The sequence below is a fragment of the Bradyrhizobium sp. AZCC 1578 genome, from assembly GCF_036924675.1.
Classification (GTDB): Bacteria; Pseudomonadota; Alphaproteobacteria; order Rhizobiales; family Xanthobacteraceae; genus Bradyrhizobium.
Map to the genome: position 1 here is coordinate 5,958,881 of NZ_JAZHRZ010000001.1, position 18,236 is coordinate 5,977,116.

The 18,236-nt window shown below is 63.3% G+C and carries 18 protein-coding genes; 16 read left to right on the plus strand and 2 right to left on the minus strand.

The genetic code is table 11. The features are described 5' to 3' along the window. The first annotated feature begins 14 nt into the window (after nt 1-14). The 8 genes from V1290_RS28650 to V1290_RS28685 all read left to right on the plus strand — a co-directional run bounded on the left by V1290_RS28650 (nt 15) and on the right by V1290_RS28685 (nt 7,281). On the plus strand, nt 15-995 hold the full coding sequence (locus V1290_RS28650) for a tripartite tricarboxylate transporter substrate binding protein BugD (protein ID WP_334367482.1): 981 nt from the start codon (nt 15-17) through the stop codon (nt 993-995). Nucleotides 996-1,170: 175 nt separating this feature from the next. Continuing rightward, complete coding sequence (locus V1290_RS28655) at nt 1,171-1,965, plus strand: thymidylate synthase (RefSeq protein ID WP_334367483.1); 795 nt, start codon at nt 1,171-1,173, stop codon at nt 1,963-1,965. A gap of 19 nt (nt 1,966-1,984) precedes the next feature. Continuing rightward, nucleotides 1,985-2,470: a GNAT family N-acetyltransferase gene (locus tag V1290_RS28660; protein ID WP_334367484.1), complete on the plus strand. Its 486-nt coding sequence runs from the start codon at nt 1,985-1,987 to the stop codon at nt 2,468-2,470. Further along, complete coding sequence (locus tag V1290_RS28665) at nt 2,470-2,982, plus strand: dihydrofolate reductase (RefSeq protein WP_334367485.1); 513 nt, start codon at nt 2,470-2,472, stop codon at nt 2,980-2,982. The genes V1290_RS28660 and V1290_RS28665 overlap by 1 nt, the downstream gene beginning before the upstream one ends. A 171-nt stretch (nt 2,983-3,153) precedes the next feature. Further along, entirely contained in the window at nt 3,154-4,293 is a 1,140-nt protein-coding gene (gene hflK, locus V1290_RS28670) for an FtsH protease activity modulator HflK (RefSeq protein WP_334367486.1), read from the plus strand. Next, a complete protein-coding gene (hflC, locus tag V1290_RS28675; RefSeq protein ID WP_334367487.1) occupies nt 4,290-5,198 on the plus strand; it encodes a protease modulator HflC in 909 nt (302 codons plus the stop codon). The genes hflK and hflC overlap by 4 nt, the downstream gene beginning before the upstream one ends. A 98-nt stretch (nt 5,199-5,296) precedes the next feature. Then, nucleotides 5,297-5,497, plus strand: a complete 201-nt coding sequence (locus V1290_RS28680) for a DUF2065 domain-containing protein (protein ID WP_213287716.1) — start codon at nt 5,297-5,299, stop codon at nt 5,495-5,497. 278 nt (nt 5,498-5,775) lie between these two features. Next, nucleotides 5,776-7,281, plus strand: a complete 1,506-nt coding sequence (locus tag V1290_RS28685; protein WP_334367488.1) for a Do family serine endopeptidase — start codon at nt 5,776-5,778, stop codon at nt 7,279-7,281. Between the two features lie 160 nt (nt 7,282-7,441). On the opposite strand, the gene serB is transcribed toward V1290_RS28685, so the two are convergent. After that, on the minus strand, nt 7,442-8,347 hold the full coding sequence (serB, locus tag V1290_RS28690; RefSeq protein WP_334367489.1) for a phosphoserine phosphatase SerB: 906 nt from the start codon (nt 8,345-8,347) through the stop codon (nt 7,442-7,444). Between serB and miaA the strand changes: the two genes are divergently transcribed. The 8 genes from miaA (at nt 8,346) to ilvC (ending at nt 16,511) form a co-directional block, all read left to right on the plus strand. Beyond that, nucleotides 8,346-9,275 carry a tRNA (adenosine(37)-N6)-dimethylallyltransferase MiaA gene (miaA, locus tag V1290_RS28695; protein ID WP_334367490.1) on the plus strand — a complete coding sequence of 310 codons (930 nt, stop codon included), beginning with the start codon at nt 8,346-8,348 and terminating at the stop codon, nt 9,273-9,275. The genes serB and miaA overlap by 2 nt on opposite strands. A 337-nt stretch (nt 9,276-9,612) precedes the next feature. Beyond that, nucleotides 9,613-11,388 (plus strand): acetolactate synthase 3 large subunit, encoded by a 1,776-nt coding sequence (locus V1290_RS28700; protein ID WP_334367491.1) that lies wholly within the window; start codon nt 9,613-9,615, stop codon nt 11,386-11,388. A gap of 197 nt (nt 11,389-11,585) precedes the next feature. Then, nucleotides 11,586-12,572 (plus strand): threonine dehydratase, encoded by a 987-nt coding sequence (locus V1290_RS28705; protein ID WP_334367492.1) that lies wholly within the window; start codon nt 11,586-11,588, stop codon nt 12,570-12,572. A gap of 26 nt (nt 12,573-12,598) precedes the next feature. Further along, nucleotides 12,599-13,141, plus strand: coding sequence for an acetolactate synthase small subunit (ilvN, locus tag V1290_RS28710; protein WP_334367494.1), 543 nt, complete (start codon nt 12,599-12,601; stop codon nt 13,139-13,141). Nucleotides 13,142-13,143: 2 nt separating this feature from the next. Continuing rightward, a complete protein-coding gene (locus V1290_RS28715; RefSeq protein ID WP_334367495.1) occupies nt 13,144-13,839 on the plus strand; it encodes a class I SAM-dependent methyltransferase in 696 nt (231 codons plus the stop codon). A 5-nt stretch (nt 13,840-13,844) separates the two neighbouring features. Next, complete coding sequence (locus tag V1290_RS28720) at nt 13,845-14,735, plus strand: EamA family transporter (RefSeq protein WP_334367496.1); 891 nt, start codon at nt 13,845-13,847, stop codon at nt 14,733-14,735. Between the two features lie 7 nt (nt 14,736-14,742). Then, the gene (locus tag V1290_RS28725) at nt 14,743-15,345 is read left to right on the plus strand and encodes a LysE family translocator (RefSeq protein WP_334367497.1); all 603 of its coding nucleotides are present in this window, start codon (nt 14,743-14,745) and stop codon (nt 15,343-15,345) included. A 146-nt stretch (nt 15,346-15,491) separates the two neighbouring features. Continuing rightward, the gene (gene ilvC / locus V1290_RS28730) at nt 15,492-16,511 is read left to right on the plus strand and encodes a ketol-acid reductoisomerase (RefSeq protein WP_334367498.1); all 1,020 of its coding nucleotides are present in this window, start codon (nt 15,492-15,494) and stop codon (nt 16,509-16,511) included. A gap of 487 nt (nt 16,512-16,998) precedes the next feature. On the opposite strand, the gene V1290_RS28735 is transcribed toward ilvC, so the two are convergent. Further along, nucleotides 16,999-18,102, minus strand: coding sequence for a DUF2336 domain-containing protein (locus tag V1290_RS28735; RefSeq protein ID WP_334367499.1), 1,104 nt, complete (start codon nt 18,100-18,102; stop codon nt 16,999-17,001). Between the last annotated feature and the right edge of the window lie 134 nt (nt 18,103-18,236).

The window sequence follows — 18,236 nt, forward strand, 5'->3', positions numbered from 1 at the left end:
TCCGGGAGATCAAAATGAATTGGTACGGTCGCTCGCTTGCGGGCGGTTTTCTGGCAGTGCTTGCGGGGCTGGGCTTGTCTTCGCAGGTCCAGGCTCAGACTTATCCGACGCGCAACATCACCATGATCGTGCCGTTTGCGGCGGGTGGTCCGACGGACGTCATCGCGCGCATCGTCACCGGCCATATGGCGCAGACGCTCGGTCAAACCATCATCATCGAAAACGTGGTCGGCGCCGGCGGCACCACCGCCACCACCCGCGCCGCGCGCGCCGCCAATGACGGCTATACGCTGATCACGGGGCATATGGGCACGCATGCGGCTTCTGTGCCGCTTTATCCCAAGCTCGCCTATCACCCGGAAAAGGACTTCGAGCCGGTCGGACTGCTCGCCGGCACGCCGATCCTGATCCTGGCGCGCAAGGATTTTGCGCCAAAGGACCTCAAGGAATTCATCGCCTACGTCAAGGCGAACGAGTCCAAGGTCAACGCGGCGCATGCCGGCGTTGGCTCGGTCTCGAACGTATCGTGCGAACTGCTGAATTCGGTTCTGGGCGTCAAGCCGATCGGCGTTCCCTTCAACGGCACCGGTCCTGCGATGAACGCGCTGGTGGCCGGTCAGGTCGACTACATGTGCGACCAGATCGTCAATGCCGTGCCGCAGATCAACGGCGGCACCATCAAGGCCTACGCCGTGGCGACACCCGAGCGTAACCCGTCCTTGCCGAATGTTCCCACCACCGCCGAGGCCGGCCTGCCGGCCTTCCAGGCCCAGGCATGGAACGCGATCTTCGCGCCCAAGGGAACGCCCCCGGATGTCGTCGCCAAGTTGAACGCCGCGATCGTCAAGGCGCTCGACGACGAGAATGTACGCAAGCGCCTGCTCGAACTCGGCAGCGTCATACCGCCTGCCGCCGATCGTACGCCGGCGGCGCTGGGAACGCTGGTAAAGAGCGAAATCGCGAAGTGGACACCGGTGGTCAAGCCGGTGAATTAATCCCCTGTAATCAGACGGATAGGCGAGGGGCGGAACGCGGGTTCCGCCCCTTGTCGTTTGTTCGGAAAGGGATCATTTTTCCGGGTATAATCGGGGTGCAAAGCCGAATCGGCGTGTCGATCGGATGTTCCGGCCGCTAAATTCGCCGTTCCGACAAAGGCCTGAAGCACAACCCATGAACCAGTACCACGACCTGCTCGAACGTATCCTCAGCGACGGCGCGAAGAAGCACGACCGCACCGGCACCGGCACGCTGTCGATCTTCGGTCATCAGATGCGGTTCAATCTCTCGGCCGGCTTTCCGATGCTGACCACCAAGCGGCTGCCGCTGAAGGCGATCGTGCATGAATTGCTCTGGTTCCTGGCCGGCGACACCAACATCAAATATCTCAGGGATCACGGCGTTTCGATCTGGGATGAATGGGCCGACGCCAACGGCGATCTCGGCCCGGTCTACGGATCGCAATGGCGCTCGTGGCCGGCGCCCGACGGGCACAGCATCGACCAGATTTCCAACGTCATCGACATGATCAGACGTAACCCGGATTCACGGCGGCTGATCGTGACCGCCTGGAATCCGGCCGACGTCGACAAGATGGCGCTGCCGCCCTGTCACTGCCTGTTTCAGTTCTACGTTGCGAACGGCAAGCTCTCCTGTCAGCTCTATCAGCGCTCAGCCGACGTGTTCCTCGGCGTGCCCTTCAACATCGCATCCTATTCGTTGCTGACGATGATGGTGGCGCAGGTGACCGGACTGAAGCCCGGTGACTTCGTGCACTCCCTGGGTGATGCGCATCTCTACTCCAACCACCTCGAGCAGGCACGTCTGCAACTGACGCGGCCGACGCGGCCGTTGCCGGTCATGAAGATCAATCCTGACGTGAAGGATATCTTCGCGTTCCGCTACGAGGATTTCGCGCTCGAAGGCTACGATCCGCACCCGCACATCAAGGCCGAAGTGGCTGTATGACCAGCGGTGTGAGCATCTGATGTCGCTGACGATCCGCCGCGCGCGCCCGGGCGAAGCAGGACTTGTCCTGTCCTTCGTTCGCGAACTCGCCGAATACGAAAAGCTGCTGCACGAAGTGGAAGCGACCGAGGCCGGTATCAATGCGGCGCTGTTCGGCGCCAATCCGCGCCTGTTCTGCGAGATCGCCGAGTGGGACGGAGAGCCGACCGGCTTCGCGGTCTGGTTCGTGAATTTTTCAACCTTCAGCGGTCGCTCCGGCATCTATCTGGAAGATCTGTTCGTCCGCCCGGCGCTGCGCGGTAAGGGAATCGGCAAGGCGCTGCTGGTGCATCTCGCGAGGGAATGCGTGGCGAACGGCTGGTCGCGCTTGCAGTGGGCGGTGCTCGACTGGAACACGCCGTCGATTGAATTCTATAAGTCGCTCGGCGCGGTCTTGATGGACGACTGGACGGTGTGCCGGGTCGGCGGTCCGGCGCTGCGCGCGTTAGCGCAAGGGGAGCGGTGATGGAAATCGTTCTTATCGTCGCTGTCGCCGAGAACGGCGTGATCGGAGCCAGGGGGGCCATTCCGTGGCGGCTAAAATCCGACATGGCGCGCTTCAAGGCGCTGAGCTCGGGTAAACCTGTCGTCATGGGCCGGAAGACCTTCGTCTCGATCGGCCGGCCGCTCCCCGGACGGACCAATATTGTCGTCACCCGCGACGCTGGTTTTCGCGCCGATGGCGTGGTGGTTACCCATTCGTTCAGCGACGCGAAGGCGATCGCCACCGGCGATGCACTGCGACGTTTCGCCACTGAGATCGCCGTGATCGGCGGCGCGGAAATCTACGCGCAATGGATGGACAGCGCCGATCGCCTGGAGATTACCGAAGTGCACACCCGGCCCGACGGCGATACGCGTTTCCCGGCAGTCGATGCAACCGCATGGGAAGAGGCGGCGCGCGTACGGAATCCGGCCGGTCCGGACGATAGCGCCGATTTCTCCTATGTGACATTTCGTCGGCGCCGACAGGGTTAACCTCGCTAACCAATGTTTACATTGACAATTGTGGCGTCAGGCATAGCTGCTTCGTGCAGGAAGCTTGCGTTGTAAGGGACCTAGCCGTCCCCTATAAAGCCGGGCTGATAGGCGAGGCTGGGCATCCTGCCCAAAACAGGCGGACCCGGGCCCTCGCGGAGGAGAGTTTGCATGCCGTGGAAGAATCAGGGTGGGGGTCCATGGGGCCCGGGTCCGAAGGGACCGTGGGGTTCGGGTCCGCAGTCGGGCGGGCCGAGGCCACCTGATCTTGAGGATCTGCTGCGGCGCGGCCAGGACAAGCTGCAACAGCTTCTGCCGGGCGGCCATTTCAGCGGCATGGGCATCGCGCTGGTGCTGGCCGGTGCGCTGGTGATCTGGGGATTGTCCGGATTCTTCCGCGTGCAGTCGGAAGAACTCGGTGTCGTCTTGCGCTTCGGCAAGCATGTGCGCACCGTGGAACCCGGGCTGAACTATCATCTGCCTTATCCGATCGAAACCGTGCTGCTGCCGAAGGCGCTGCGCGTCTCCACCATTTCGATCGGCATGAGCCTGATCGACGACCCGGCGCGGCGCGGCCGCACCATGCGGGACGTGCCGGAAGAAAGCCTGATGCTGACGGGCGACGAGAACATCGTCGACGTCGACTTCACGGTGCTGTGGCGGATCAAGCCCAACGGCGTGGGCAATTTCCTCTTCAACATCCAGAATCCCGAAGGCACCGTGAAGGCGGTGGCCGAAAGCGCGATGCGCGAGGTGATCGGGCGTTCGCAGATCCAGCCGATCCTCACCGGCGCCCGCAATCTGACCGAGCAGGCCGTCCACGAGCTGATGCAGAAGACGCTGGATACGTACGGATCCGGCGTTCAGATCACGCAGGTGCAGATGCAGAAGGTCGACCCGCCCGCGCAAGTGATCGACTCGTTCCGCGACGTGCAGGCCGCGCGCGCCGACTTCGAGCGGCTGCAGAACGAGGCGCAGACCTATGCCAACCGCGTCATCCCCGACGCCCGCGGCCGCGCTGCGCAGATCCTGCAGGTTGCCGAAGGTTACAGGGAACAGGCGATCGCCGAGGCCAAGGGCCAGAGCGCGCGCTTCATGAAGGTGTACGAGGAATACAACAAGGCCAAGGACGTGACGCGGCAGCGAATTTACCTGGAGACGATGGAGCGGATTCTCGGCGGCTCCGAGAAGCTGGTCTATGACGGCGGCAATTCCGCACAGAGCATCGTGCCTTATCTGCCGCTCAGTGAGTTGACGCCGCGCCGTCCGGCGCCGACGGCCGGTCAGCAGCAGCAGGGGGGCACGCGATGAGGTCTCCGGTTACGGGTATTGTCACCCTGATCCTGCTGTTCGCCCTGGTGATCGTGGGCTACAGCTCGATCTTCACTGTGTCGCAGACCGAGCAGGCGCTCGTGGTCCGGCTCGGCCGGCCGGTCGACGTCGTGTCCGAGCCGGGTCTGAACTTCAAGGCGCCGTTCATCGACACCGTCATCAGCATCGACAAGCGCATCCTCGATCTGGAAAATCCATCGCAGGAAGTCATTGCTTCCGACCAGAAACGGCTCGTCGTCGACGCCTTCGCCCGCTACCGGATCAAGAACCCGCTGCGCTTCTATCAGAGCATCGGCTCGATCCAGGCCGCCAACATCCAGCTCACCACGCTGCTGAACGCGGCGCTGCGCCGCGTGCTGGGCGAGGTCAACTTCATTACCGTGGTGCGCGACGAACGGGAAACGTTGATGACGCGGATTCGGGATCAACTCGACAGAGAGGCTGACCAATACGGCATCCAACTGGTCGACGTGCGTATCCGTCGCGCTGATCTGCCCGAGGCCAACAGCCAGGCGGTCTATCAGCGCATGCAGACCGAGCGGCAGCGCGAGGCGGCGGAGTTCCGCGCCCAGGGCGGCCAGAAGTCGCAGGAGATCCGCTCTAAGGCCGATCGCGAGGCCACCGTCATCGTCGCGGAGGCCAATTCGACCGCCGAGCAGACGCGCGGCGTGGGCGACGCCGAACGCAACCGGCTGTTCGCCGAGGCCTATGGCAGGGATGCGGAGTTCTTCGCCTTCTATCGTTCGATGTCGGCCTATGAGACCGGGCTGCGCTCCAACGATACCCGTTTCCTGCTGCGGCCCGATTCCGAGTTCTTCCGCTTCTTCGCCAATCCGTCGGGCCACCCGCCGGCGGCCGCCGCTGCCGCGGCGCCGAAGCCTTAAACGGCCGGCCCGCACAATACGCACGTTACGGCGAAGCGGGGGGCCGCTTCGCCGGCACAAAAGCAAAAGGCGCTTGAATAGCGGGGGGATGCCATCCGATGAGGTCCATTGCGTTCGCCGACTTCCTCATCGGTGTGGGCATCCTCTTTGTGCTTGAAGGCCTGATGTTCGCAGCCAGCCCGGCCTGGATGCGCCGGGCGATGAAAAGCGCATTGGCGACGCCGGACAATATCCTGCGGATCGTCGGCATCGTCTCGGCGATCATCGGCCTGCTTCTGATCTGGTTCGTACGGCGGTAAGGTTCTTCCGGCATTCCGGGATGGTCCGAAGGACCAGTCCTCAGATGCGCAATTTCGCATCGGGAATCTCGAGATTCTCGGATGTGGAAATGCACATCTTAGTTCGCTTCGCGCCCCGGAATGACGGTAATCAACGGCCGCAACTAGCTCTGGCGCCAACGAAATCGTGAGCCGAGATCCGCCCGTTTTTCGCTGGAATGTCAGGCGCAGATGCTTGCGTCCAAGACCCGTTCGGGCGCACTGTGGGCCCAAATTTGAGCCTTTGGAGACGAGCCGACATGACCGGTGCCAGACCCGCCTTGAAAAGCCGCCTGCGCCTGATGGGGATTGCGATCTCGCTCGGTGCCGCCAGCATACTGGCTTCAGTGCCCGCCAGCGCGCGCGGGCCGGACGGTATCGCCGACATTGCCGAGAAGGTGATCGATTCCGTCGTCAATATTTCGACCTCGCAGAGCGTGGAAGCCAAGGGCGGCAGGGATACGATGCCGCAATTGCCGCCGGGCTCACCGTTCGAGGAGTTTTTTGACGACTTCTTCAAGAACCGGCGCGGCGGCCTGCCCAAGGGCGGCGACAAGAGCGGCGAAATGCAGCCGCCGCGCAAGACCAATTCGCTCGGCTCCGGTTTCATCGTCGATGCTGCCGGGGTCGTCGTCACCAACAATCACGTCATCGCGGATGCCGACGAGATCAACTTGATCATGAACGATGGCACCAAGATCAAGGCCGAACTGGTCGGCGTCGACAAGAAGACCGACATTGCGGTCTTGAAGTTCAAGCCGGTGAAGCCGGTGACCGCGGTGAAGTTCGGCGATTCCGACAAGCTGCGGCTCGGCGAATGGGTGATTGCGATCGGCAATCCGTTCAGCCTCGGCGGCTCGGTCACGGCCGGCATCGTGTCGGCGCGCAACCGCGACATCAGCCAGGGGCCGTACGACAGCTACATCCAGACCGATGCCTCCATCAACCGCGGCAATTCCGGCGGGCCGCTGTTCAACCTCGAAGGCGAAGTGGTCGGCGTCAACACGCTGATCATCTCGCCGACCGGCGGTTCGATCGGCCTCGGCTTCGCGGTGCCGTCGAAGACGGTGGCCGCCGTAGTTGATCAGCTCCGGCAGTTCGGCGAACTGCGCCGCGGCTGGCTCGGCGTGCGGATCCAGCAGGTCACCGAGGAGATCGCCGAAAGCCTCAACATCAAGCCCGCCCGCGGCGCGCTGGTCGCCGGCATTGACGACAAGGGGCCGGCCAAGCCTGCCGGCATTGAGCCCGGCGATGTCGTCGTCAAGTTCGACGGCAAGGAGGTCAAGGACCCGAAGGATCTCTCCCGCGTCGTCGCCGATACCGCCGTCGGCAAGGAAGTCGACGTGGTCATCATCCGCAAGGGCAACGAGGAAACCCGCAAGGTTACGCTCGGCCGCCTTGAGGATACCGAAAAGGTGCAGCAGGCCGCCGCCAAGACCAAGGAAGACCCTGTCGAGAAGCCGGTGACGCAAAAGGCGCTCGGCCTCGATCTTGCCGCGCTGAGCAAGGACCTGCGGACGAAGTACAAGATCAAGGAGAGCGTGAAGGGCGTCATCATCACCGGTGTCGACGGCTCCTCCGACGCCGCCGACAAGCGGCTCTCCGCCGGCGACGTCATCGTCGAGGTGGCGCAGGAAGCGGTCGCCAGCGCCGCCGACATCAAAAAGCGCGTCGATCAGCTCAAGAAGGACGGCAAGAAATCGGTGCTGCTGCTGGTGTCGAACGGCGAGGGCGAATTGCGGTTCGTGGCGCTCGGCGTGCAGTGATAGATCACGTAGCGGTTGACCCGAAAAACACTGTCGTCCCTGCGCACGCAGGGACCCATAACCACCAGCGCGGATTGTATCAAAGGCAACTGGCCCCATCGCATCATGGACGGGCCGCGGCGTATGGGTCCCTGCGTGCGCAGGGACGACGCAAGAGTTCTTATCCCCCCACAAACTCCTCGCGCCGATATCCCTGTGCATAGAGCAGCGCAGTGAGGTCGCCGTAGTCGATCCGCGCGGCGGCAGCGGCGGCCACCGCCGGCTTGGCGTGATAGGCGACCCCTAACCCCGCCGCCTGGATCATGCCGAGGTCATTGGCGCCGTCGCCGATCACCAGCGTGTCGATCTCGTCGAGATCGAAGGATTCGCGAAGCTCGATGAGCGTAGCCAATTTGGCGGCGCGGCCGAGGATTGGCTCGGCAACCTCGCCGCTGAATTTGCCGTCCCGCACCTTCAACTCGTTGGCGCGGTTTTCCTGGAAACCGATCTTGGCCGCGACCGCATGGGTGAACAGCGTGAAGCCGCCGGAGATCAGGCAGGTCCAGGCGCCGTTGGCGCGCATGGTGGAAACCAACTCACGGCCTCCCGGTGTCGGCGTGATGCGCTTTGCCAGGACTTCGTCGACCACGCCGACGGGCAGGTCCTTCAGGAGCGCGACACGCTCGCGCAGCGCCGGCTCGAATTCGATCTCGCCGCGCATCGCGCGCTCGGTGATGCCTGCGACATGCGCCTTCAGCCCGGCGAAGTCAGCCAGCTCGTCGATGCATTCCTGGCCGATCATGGTGGAGTCCATGTCGGCGAGAAAAAGCTTCTTGCGCCTGAACGCGGCAGGCTGCACGACGATGTCGATCGGCAGGTCACCGCGCGCCTGTTGCAGGCGGGTCTCGATCGCTTTGATCTCGTCCGGGCTCTTGACCTGGCTGTCGAAGGGAATGTCGACTGCCACTTCGTCGAACAGCCATTGCGCCGTTCCCGGCGACGGGAGAACGGCCAGCGCGCCGTCGACGACGGTGGTGTCGAGCGCGGGGTTGGCCGGATTGCAGATCAGGGTGGCGACCAGGGACATGCAGACGTATCAGCTAGATTTGAGCAAGGCCGTGCTTATCGCAGGGCCGACCGCCAGCGGCAAGTCGGCCCTGGCGCTCGAATTGGCCCAAAAGACCGGCGGCGTCGTCATCAACACCGATTCGATGCAGGTCTACCGCGATCTCTGCATCATCACGGCACGGCCGACGCCGGAGGAGGAGGCGCGCGTGCCGCACCGGCTCTACGGCCATGTCGACGCATCGGTCAATTTCTCGGCCGGAGCGTGGGTGACGGATGCGGGAAAGGTGCTCGCAGAGGCGCGCGCGGAAAAGCGGCTGCCAATCTTCGTCGGCGGGTCCGGCCTTTATTTCAAGGCATTGACGCGCGGTCTCTCCGCGGTGCCGCCGATCCCCGCCGAGGTTCGCGATGCCGTTCGGGCGCGGCTGGAACGCGACGGCGTTGAAGCGCTGCACACTGAGCTGACGCGGCGCGATCCCGTCTCCGCCGAGCGCCTGAAGCCGCGCGACCGCACCCGGATTGCCCGCGCCCTGGAAGTCGTGGAAGCCACCGGCCGCGCACTGCCGGACTGGCATCGCGAGGGCCTGCCGCCGCTGCTGCCTCGGAGCGAGTTCTCGGCGCTGTTCCTTGCGCCTGAGCGCGAAAAGCTTTACGCGCGGATCGATGCGCGATTCGGCGCGATGCTGGCCGCGGGCGCGCTGGACGAGGTCGCAGCGCTTGCCGGGCGAAAGCTCGATCCCCTGCTGCCGGCGATGAAGGCCCATGGCGTGCCGGCGCTGATCCGGCACCTCAGGGGAGAAATCACGCGCGAGGAGGCCGCCGAAATCGGCCGCGCCGACACCCGCCATTATGCAAAACGGCAGTTCACGTGGTTCAGGCATCAACTGCCGGAGTTCGAATGGGTGACGCCGGAGGCGGCGGGTCTGGTCCTTCGGACCATCCCGGAATGACGTCGGCTTAACGGCCTCGCATGGCTGCACGCATAAAATTCCCCCTCGCCGAATGCCCGGAACACCGCTACAATGCCTAAATCGCGCCGAGAGCGTCCGTCCCTTGACTTCCGGGGGCCGAACGGTATAACCCGCGCAACCTTTGGGAAGTCCGGGCCGCAAAATGCGTAACATTATTACCAAACTGCTTATCGTCGTCGTACCCAGGCACACCGCCGGGGATGGCTAGCGGCCATCCAAATTCAGGCGGTGTGCATGGGGCCTCTCGGGCCCTTTTTTATTTCCCAAAACAGACAACCGAAAGAAGCCGCGCCGACAAGCGCATCCGGAGCAGACCATGACCGACAAGAGCAACGACCCCAATCAGATGACCGGCGCCGCGATGATCGTGCGCGCGCTCATCGATCACGGTGTCCAGCACATCTTCGGCTATCCCGGCGGCGCGGTGCTTCCGATCTATGACGAGATTTTCCAGCAGAGCGACGTTGAGCACATCCTGGTGCGGCACGAGCAGGGCGCCGGCCATGCGGCGGAGGGCTACGCGCGCTCGACTGGCAAGCCGGGCGTGGTGCTGGTGACGTCAGGCCCAGGCGCCACCAACATGGTGACGCCGCTGACGGATGCGCTGATGGATTCGATCCCGCTGGTGTGCATCACCGGCCAGGTGCCGACGCACCTGATCGGCAACGACGCGTTCCAGGAATGCGACACCGTCGGCATCACCCGTCCCTGCACCAAGCACAACTGGCTGGTGCGCGACGTCAACGATCTGGCCAAGGTGCTGCACGAGGCGTTCTACGTTGCGACCACGGGCCGTCCCGGACCCGTCGTGGTCGACGTGCCCAAGGACGTGCAGTTTGCGGTCGGCACCTATCATCCGCCGCGCAAATCCGACGTGCATGTGTCCTATACCCCGCGGGTGAAAGGCGATGCGGCACAGATCCGAAAAGCGGTGGCGCTGTTGGCTGCCGCAAAGCGCCCGGTGATCTATTCCGGCGGCGGCGTCATCAATTCCGGACCCGAGGCGTCGAAGCTGTTGCGCGAGTTGGTCGAGGTCACTGGCTTTCCGATCACCTCGACACTGATGGGCCTCGGCGCCTATCCGGCAACCGGCAAGAACTGGCTCGGCATGCTCGGCATGCACGGCACCTACGAGGCCAACATGGCGATGCATGGTTGTGACGTCATGCTGTGCGTCGGCGCGCGCTTCGACGACCGCATCACCGGCCGGACCGACGCATTCTCGCCAGGCTCGAAGAAGATCCACGTTGATATAGATCCGTCCTCGATCAACAAGAACATCCGCGTCGACGTGCCGATCATCGGCGACGCCGGCAATGTGCTCGGCGACCTGCTGCAGGTGTTCAGGGCGGAGGCGAAGAAGCCTGACATCAAGAGCTGGTGGCAGGAGATCGCCACCTGGCGCGCGCGCAATTCGCTCGCTTACAAGAAGAGCAACGACGTCATCCTGCCGCAATACGCCATTCAGAAGCTGTTCGAGGCGACGCGCGGCCATGACACCTACATCACCACCGAAGTCGGCCAGCATCAGATGTGGGCGGCGCAGTTCTTCGGTTTTGAGGAGCCGCATCGCTGGATGACGTCGGGCGGTCTCGGCACCATGGGCTACGGCCTGCCGGCAGCGCTCGGCGTGCAGGTTGCGCACCCTGACAGCCTCGTGATCGACATTGCCGGCGACGCCTCGGTGCAGATGACGATGCAGGAGATGTCGACGGCGGTTCAGTTTGAACTGCCGATCAAGATCTTCATCCTGAACAACCAGTACATGGGCATGGTGCGGCAGTGGCAGCAGCTCCTGCATGGCAACCGGCTGTCGCATTCTTACTCCGAGGCGCTGCCGGATTTCGTCAAGCTCGCCGATGCGTTCGGCTGCGTCGGCATCCAGGCGATCAAGCCCGGCGATCTCGACGGTGCGCTCAAGGAGATGATCAAGGTCAAGCGTCCGGTGCTGTTCGATTGCCGCGTCGCCGCGCTGGAAAACTGCTTCCCGATGATTCCGTCCGGCAAGGCGCACAACGAAATGCTGCTGCCGGCGGAAGCAACCGATGAAGCCACCGCCGCGGCGTTCGCCGGCGGCAAGGCGCTGGTGTGAGAATGCGAGACAAGGGTTCGCTGTGAGGACGCGAGACAAAAATTCCGCTGTCATCGCCCGGCGAAAGCGCGAAGCGCGTCTTCACGCAGAAGTCCGGGCGATCCAGTACGCCGGAACGTCTCCGCTAATCTCGGGCGCCTCTGGAATACTGGATCCCCGCCTTCGCGGGGATGACGAGCCTATGAGAGGATCGAGAAGTGTTTGACCTCAGAGAGCTCGAACGCGCGCACGAGATTGTGGGGCAGGCGGTGCCGCCGACGCCGGCTCATGCCTGGCCGCTGCTCGGCGACCGGCTCGGCACCACGATTGTTGTCAAGCACGAGAACCATACCCCGACTAGCGCTTTCAAGGTGCGCGGCGGGCTGATCTACCTTGAACGCCTGAAGCGTGAACGGCCCAACACGCCCGGGATCATTTCGGCGACGCGCGGCAATCATGGACAGAGTCTCGCGTTTGCGGCGAGCCGTCACGGCGTGCCGGTGACGATCTATGTCCCGCACGGCAATTCGGTCGAGCAAAATCGCGCGATACGCGGATTTGGCGCCGAGCTTGTCGAGCACGGCGAGGATTTTCAGGCGGCGCGCGAGGAAGCCTATCGTCGCGCGGAGATCAATGGGCTGGAAATCGTGCCGGCCTTCCATCCCGATCTCGTCCTGGGTGTTGCGACCTATGCGCTCGAACTATTGCGAAAGGCGCCGGATCTCGACGTTCTCTATGTTCCGATCGGGCAGGGCTCCGGCATTTGCGGCTGCATCCTGGCGCGCGATCTGCTGGGTTTGAAGACGGAAATCGTTGGCGTGCAATCGACCGAAGCGCCCTCTTATGCGCTCTCGTTCGTGGCCGGCGGCGTCGTAACGACCGAAACCAGCAACACGCGCGCCGATGGCGTAGCGACACGCATTCCCGATGCCGACGCGGTCGCGATCATCTGCAAGGGCGCTTCCCGCGTCGTGCAGGTCACGGACGATGAAATCGCCTCGGCGATGCGGGCTTACTGGACCGATACGCACAATCTTGCGGAAGGCGCCGGCGCGGCTGCACTCGCGGCAGCCCTGCAGGAGAAGAAGAAACTTCAAGGTAAGCGCGTTGGCCTTGTTTTGAGCGGTGGCAACATCGATTTTGACCGATTTCACCACTGGGTCGGGCCGGATGCCGCTGCCGCAGATCAGCGGGCGATGACGTGACAAAGAAGGAATCCGAGGGGACGACAATGAATCAGCCCGCATCCGCCTACTTTCTGGAAGAGCGCCACGATCCCAACGAGACGCATACGCTCTCGGTGCTGGTGCAGAACGAGCCCGGCGTGCTCGCGCGCGTGATCGGCCTGTTTTCGGGGCGCGGTTACAACATCGACAGTCTCACCGTCTCCGAAACCGAGAGCCACAAGCATCTCTCGCGCATCACCATCGTCACGACGGGTACACCGACGGTGATCGAGCAGATCAAGCACCAGCTCGACCGCATGATCCCGGTCTACCGCGTCGTCGACATGACGATTACCGGCCGCTCGATCGAGCGGGAACTCGCGATGGTGAAGGTGCGTGGCCGCGGCGACAGCCGGGTCGAGGCGTTGCGGCTGGCGGACGCGTTCCGTGCCCGCGTGATCGACGCCACGACCGAGAGTTTTGTGTTCGAGATCACAGGCAATTCATCCAAGATCAGTGAATTTATCGACCTGATGCGCCCGCTCGGCCTTGTCGAGGTGTCGCGCACTGGCGTTGCCGCGATCGGGCGTGGGCCTGAGGGGATGTGAACATGCTGGCGCGGGACTGGTATTACACTCAAAGGCGGCGGCTCGGGCTCGATTCGGCGGTCGCCTCGATCTACGACCGGCATGACAACAGCGACGATCGCGCGCGGGCCGCGCTCACCATGCTCGGCGTGCAGCGCGGCTGGCGCGTGGCCGATATCGGTTGCGGCAACGGTGTACTGGCCTGCGAAGCGGCGTTGATGGGGGCCGAGGTCGATGCAATAGATATTTCGCCGGCGATGCTGGCGCTCGCCAATATCCAGGCCCGCGACCGCAAGGTTGCGATCCGCACCCAGCCGGCAGGCTTGCTGAGCTTTGCCTACCAGCCCAATTCCTACGACCTGATCGTCAGCGAATTCACGCTGCACCATCTGCCTGACTTCTGGAAGGCGGTGGCGCTGGCAAGGATCTATGCCGCGCTGAAGCCCGGCGCGAATTTCTACCTGCGCGACATCGTATTCGTCAGCATGCCCGACGGCACCGAGCGCGATGTCGAGCAGTGGGCCGATTTCACCATCAAGAACCACGATTTCCAGCGCGACGGCGTGGTCACCCATATGCGCGACGAGTACTCGACCTTCGGCTGGGTGATCGAGCGCATGCTGACCGATATCGGCTTCACGCTGGAATCGGTCGACTACCACGCGCCGCTGCACGGCACCTATATCCTGCGCAAACCAAAGCCGGATCAACAGAGCTAGAAAAAATGAAACCGGCCGATGTTTGCATCGCCGTATTGGTGGCGGTGATCTGGGGGCTTGCTTTTGTGGCCAGCCGGATCGCGCTCGACGAGTTTTCGCCGGAATTGATGACGACGCTGCGCTTTTCCATTGCGGCCTTGCCCTGCCTGTTCGTGGCGCGGCCCAAGGTTTCCTGGACGGTGCTGGTCGCGATCAGCTTCACCCTGTTCCTCGGCCAGTTTCTCGCCCAGGCCTTTGCCATTGCGCTCGGCGTTCCGGTCGGTCTCTCCAGCGTGATCGTGCAGAGTCAGGCGCTGTTCACGATCGGCTTTGCCGCGCTGTTGTTTCGCGAGCGGCCGGGCGCGGGGCAGACAGTCGGCATTGCCATCGCCACCGCAGGCCTGCTGATGATCTGCGGCACCGTCGGCTACGATTTCAGCGTCAGCGCCTTCGCGATATTGATGATCTCGCCGCTCAGCTTCGCGGCCGGCAACCTGCTGCTGCGGCATGCGCAGGGCGTGCCGATGTTCGACCTGTTCGCGTGGCTGTGTCTGGTCGCGGCTGTTCCGCTGTTTGCGCTGACGCTGGTCAGCAATGGCCCGCAGCCGACCTGGTATGCGCTGACCCACATGTCGCTGAGCGGCTTGCTGTGCATGATTGGCCTCGGCGGCGTCTCCACCAGCATCGCCTACTGGCTGTGGGGCCGGCTGCTGCGGGATTACCCGGCGGCGCAAGTGGTGCCGTTCGCGCTGTTGGTGCCGTTCGTCGGTTCCGCTGCATCGAGCGTCGTGTTCGGCGAAACCTTTGGGCCGCTACGGCTTGGCGGCATGGTCACCGTGGTCGGCGGCATCGCCGTCATGTTGCTCTCCAAACCTACCAAGGCTTCAGAAAAACAAGTTCTGCCAAAGATCGCATGAGGCCCCCATGTCGCAATCCCTGCTGATCGCCTTCATCATGTTCGCCACCGTGATGTTCTTCACGCCGGGGCCGAACAACATCATGCTGCTGTCGTCGGGGCTCACCTACGGCTTCCGTCCGACCATCCCCCACATCATGGGAATCACGGTCGGTTTTGCCTTCATGGTCGGCGCCGTCGGTCTCGGGCTCGGGACCATCTTCATCGCCTATCCGGTGCTGCAGACCATCCTGAAATATACCGGCGTGGCCTACCTGATCTATCTGGCCTGGGCGATTGCGATGTCCGAGCCGCCGTCCGCGGATCAGGACAGCCGGGGTCGTCCGATGACGTTCTGGGGCGCGGCGATGTTCCAGTGGGTCAACGCCAAGGGCTGGGTCATGGTGATCGGCACCATCACCGCCTATGCGGCGATCGCCGCCTATCCCTGGAATATCGCGATCCAGGTCGGCTTAAGCCTGCTCCTGGGCATCCTGTCCTGCACGGCCTGGGCCCTGTTCGGCACCGCCCTACGGCCGATCCTGACCTCCCGCCGGGCGGTGCGCGCCTTCAACATCGTGATGGCAGTGCTGCTCCTGGCCTCGCTCTACCCGGTCTTCATGGACGCATGATGCCGCACCGGGCCATGCATAAACGGGTTTCCCCTTCGAGGGAAAATGCTCTAGACAACGCCGGAAATTCGCGGGCGACCGGCGGTCCCACCTGTCCAAATGCCTGATTAACCGGCCCTTTTTGGCCATCGATTGAGGAAACGACCATGCGTGTTTATTACGATCGCGACGCCGACCTGAACCTGATCAAGGGCAAAAAGATCGTCATCGTCGGCTATGGCAGTCAGGGCCACGCCCATGCGCTGAACCTGAAGGACTCCGGCGTCAAGGAGGTGGCGATTGCGCTGCGCAAGGGCTCGGCCTCGGCCAAGAAGGCGGAAGCCGCCGGCTTCAAGGTGATGGAAGTCGCCGAGGCCGCGAAATGGGCCGACCTCGTGATGATGTTGACCCCGGACGAACTGCAGGGCGACATCTACCGCGAGCACCTGCACGACAACATGAAGAAGGGTGCGGCGCTGGTATTCGCGCACGGCCTCAACGTCCATTTCAACCTGCTCGATCCCCGCGCCGACCTCGACGTGCTGATGATCGCCCCGAAGGGCCCCGGCCATACCGTGCGCTCGGAATATCAGCGCGGCGGCGGCGTGCCCTGCCTGATCGCGATCGCCAAGGACGTCTCCGGCAATGCCCATGACCTGGGCTTGAGCTGTGCCTCGGCGATCGGCGGCGGCCGCGCGGGCATCATCGAGACCACCTTCAAGGAAGAGTGCGAGACCGATCTGTTCGGTGAGCAGGTGGTGCTCTGCGGCGGCCTGGTCGAACTGATCAAGGGCGGCTACGAGACGCTGGTCGAAGCCGGCTACGCGCCCGAGATGGCTTATTTCGAGTGCCTGCACGAGGTGAAGCTGATCGTCGACCTGATCTATGAAGGGGGCATCGCCAACATGAACTACTCGATCTCCAACACCGCCGAGTACGGCGAATACGTCACCGGCCCGCGTATCGTCACCGACGAGACCAAGAAGGAGATGAAGCGGGTGCTCAACGACATCCAGTCCGGCAAGTTCGCCCGCGACTGGATGCTGGAGAACAAGGTCAACCAGACCTCGTTCAAAGCGACCCGCGCCAAGCTCGCCCAGCACCCGATCGAGGAAGTCGGCGCCAAGCTCCGCGACATGATGCCGTGGATCAAGAAGGGCGCGCTGGTCGACAAGACGAAGAACTGACGGTGTCGTTCCCCGGATGCAGCGCAGCACGCTAGTGATGCGCTGCTGGTCCGGGGTCCATCGAAGCGGTCCCGGCTCTGCGGCGCATCGCACCGGACGATGCTTCGCATCGCCGGGAGCGCGCTGCAACGCGTCCGGGACACGAGAGCATTCAGTGGCCGGTTCGATGCATTACCGGCATACCAATTTTTAAGCCTTGCTCGGTATATCCGGCGAGATCGCACAAGCGTTCTCGCCGTTTCCTCGAAGGGTTGCTGCTTCAAGCACATTCTTCAACCCGCCGCTCGAAGCGCGCCAGCCGAGCCGAAACGAAGAACTGACGCCTAATGCACATTCTTGGGCAGGGAGCAGTTCAACAATTACATTAGCGACGGAAAGATCAGCGTTTACCGAGTCAAAGCTCGGTTGCCTAATGTGCATTCTCGTTCGTCAAACGAGAATCCAAGTTCGCCCCGATCCAGGCTCGGTGCCGTGACGACGGCGCCGCTCAATTCGTCCGGATGATTGGTTCTTTCTCGATCTTGTTGTGCAACTGCCAGAAGCGGACGGTGCGCTGGGCCGTCTCCATCGACAGCTTGCGGAAATCGCGCTGCGCGATCTCCAGCGTCTGCTCGCTGATCGGATGCGCCGGGCGGTTGCGCAGGATCGACTCGACCGTCGGCCAGTTCAGTCGTGCTGAGCGGCAGGGAATCAGGATTAGGTCGGCGCGCGGCCCTTCCATCAGCTTCGCTGTCATCTCGACCGGCATGTCGTTGAGGACGGCAAGTGCGACCGTCACTTCGTCGAACTTGTTCGACTCCGCGAATTTGTACACCGCCGCGTCGTCGAGCTCGTTCAGCCCCTTCATCAGCTTCACGAGTTCCTCGGCGACTCCGAAACTCCGGCTCGGTGGCGGGGCCTCGCGGGCGACCTCGTTCAGGACCCGCTTGATCTCTTCCTGGAGCGCGGGCGGCGCGATGGCCAGAAGCCGGGTGCGAACGGTCTCCTTGGCGCGGCGCAGCAGGTCCGCAATGAACTTTGCCGGGAAATCGGCGCGAAGGCCGAGGATTTCGACCAGTTCGTCGTCGGCGCCGGCGCGGGCGACGATGGTGGAATAGCCCTGGTCGGAAAACTTGGCGCCGGCATTGTTGGCGAGCTTGCGGATCACCTGGCCTTCGCCGCGGTCGACGATGACGTCGGTCACGGCCGCGGGCAGTTCGGCGCGGCCGGAAATGGCGAGCAGGTGATCCTGTCCCTTGCTGCTGGCGATCTCGACCAGCACGTCGGTGCCGAGCCGGCTGGAATGGGCCAGTACGTTGCCGGCGACCTCGATCTCGTCATCCCAGGCGAGATGCTGGATGACTTCGAACGGAGCGTAGTCGAGCGGCGCCAGCCGCTTGGAAAGCTCGGCCTTCGCCCGCGTCTCGACGCGCGCGATCAGGAGGCAGAGCACGTCGTCGAAGACCTTGACCTGGTCGTCGCTGAGGCGTTCTCCGTCATGGAGGAAGAGATCGGTGACCTGCCGCAGGGTCTCCACCCGCTTGGCGGATGAACCGCCTCTGACGGCATCTTCAAGTTCGGCAATGATCGAGTGCGCCGGCTGTTGCACCATTGTGGGCAGCCTGTCTGTTGTTGAAGGGTTCGCGCCCACAATGGCCGGCCGAGCCTTACACCCGCGTTAAAGGCGGGGACCCGGTAGAACACAGGTCGACTGCATTGGAATCGGGCAATGCATCGGCCGCGGTT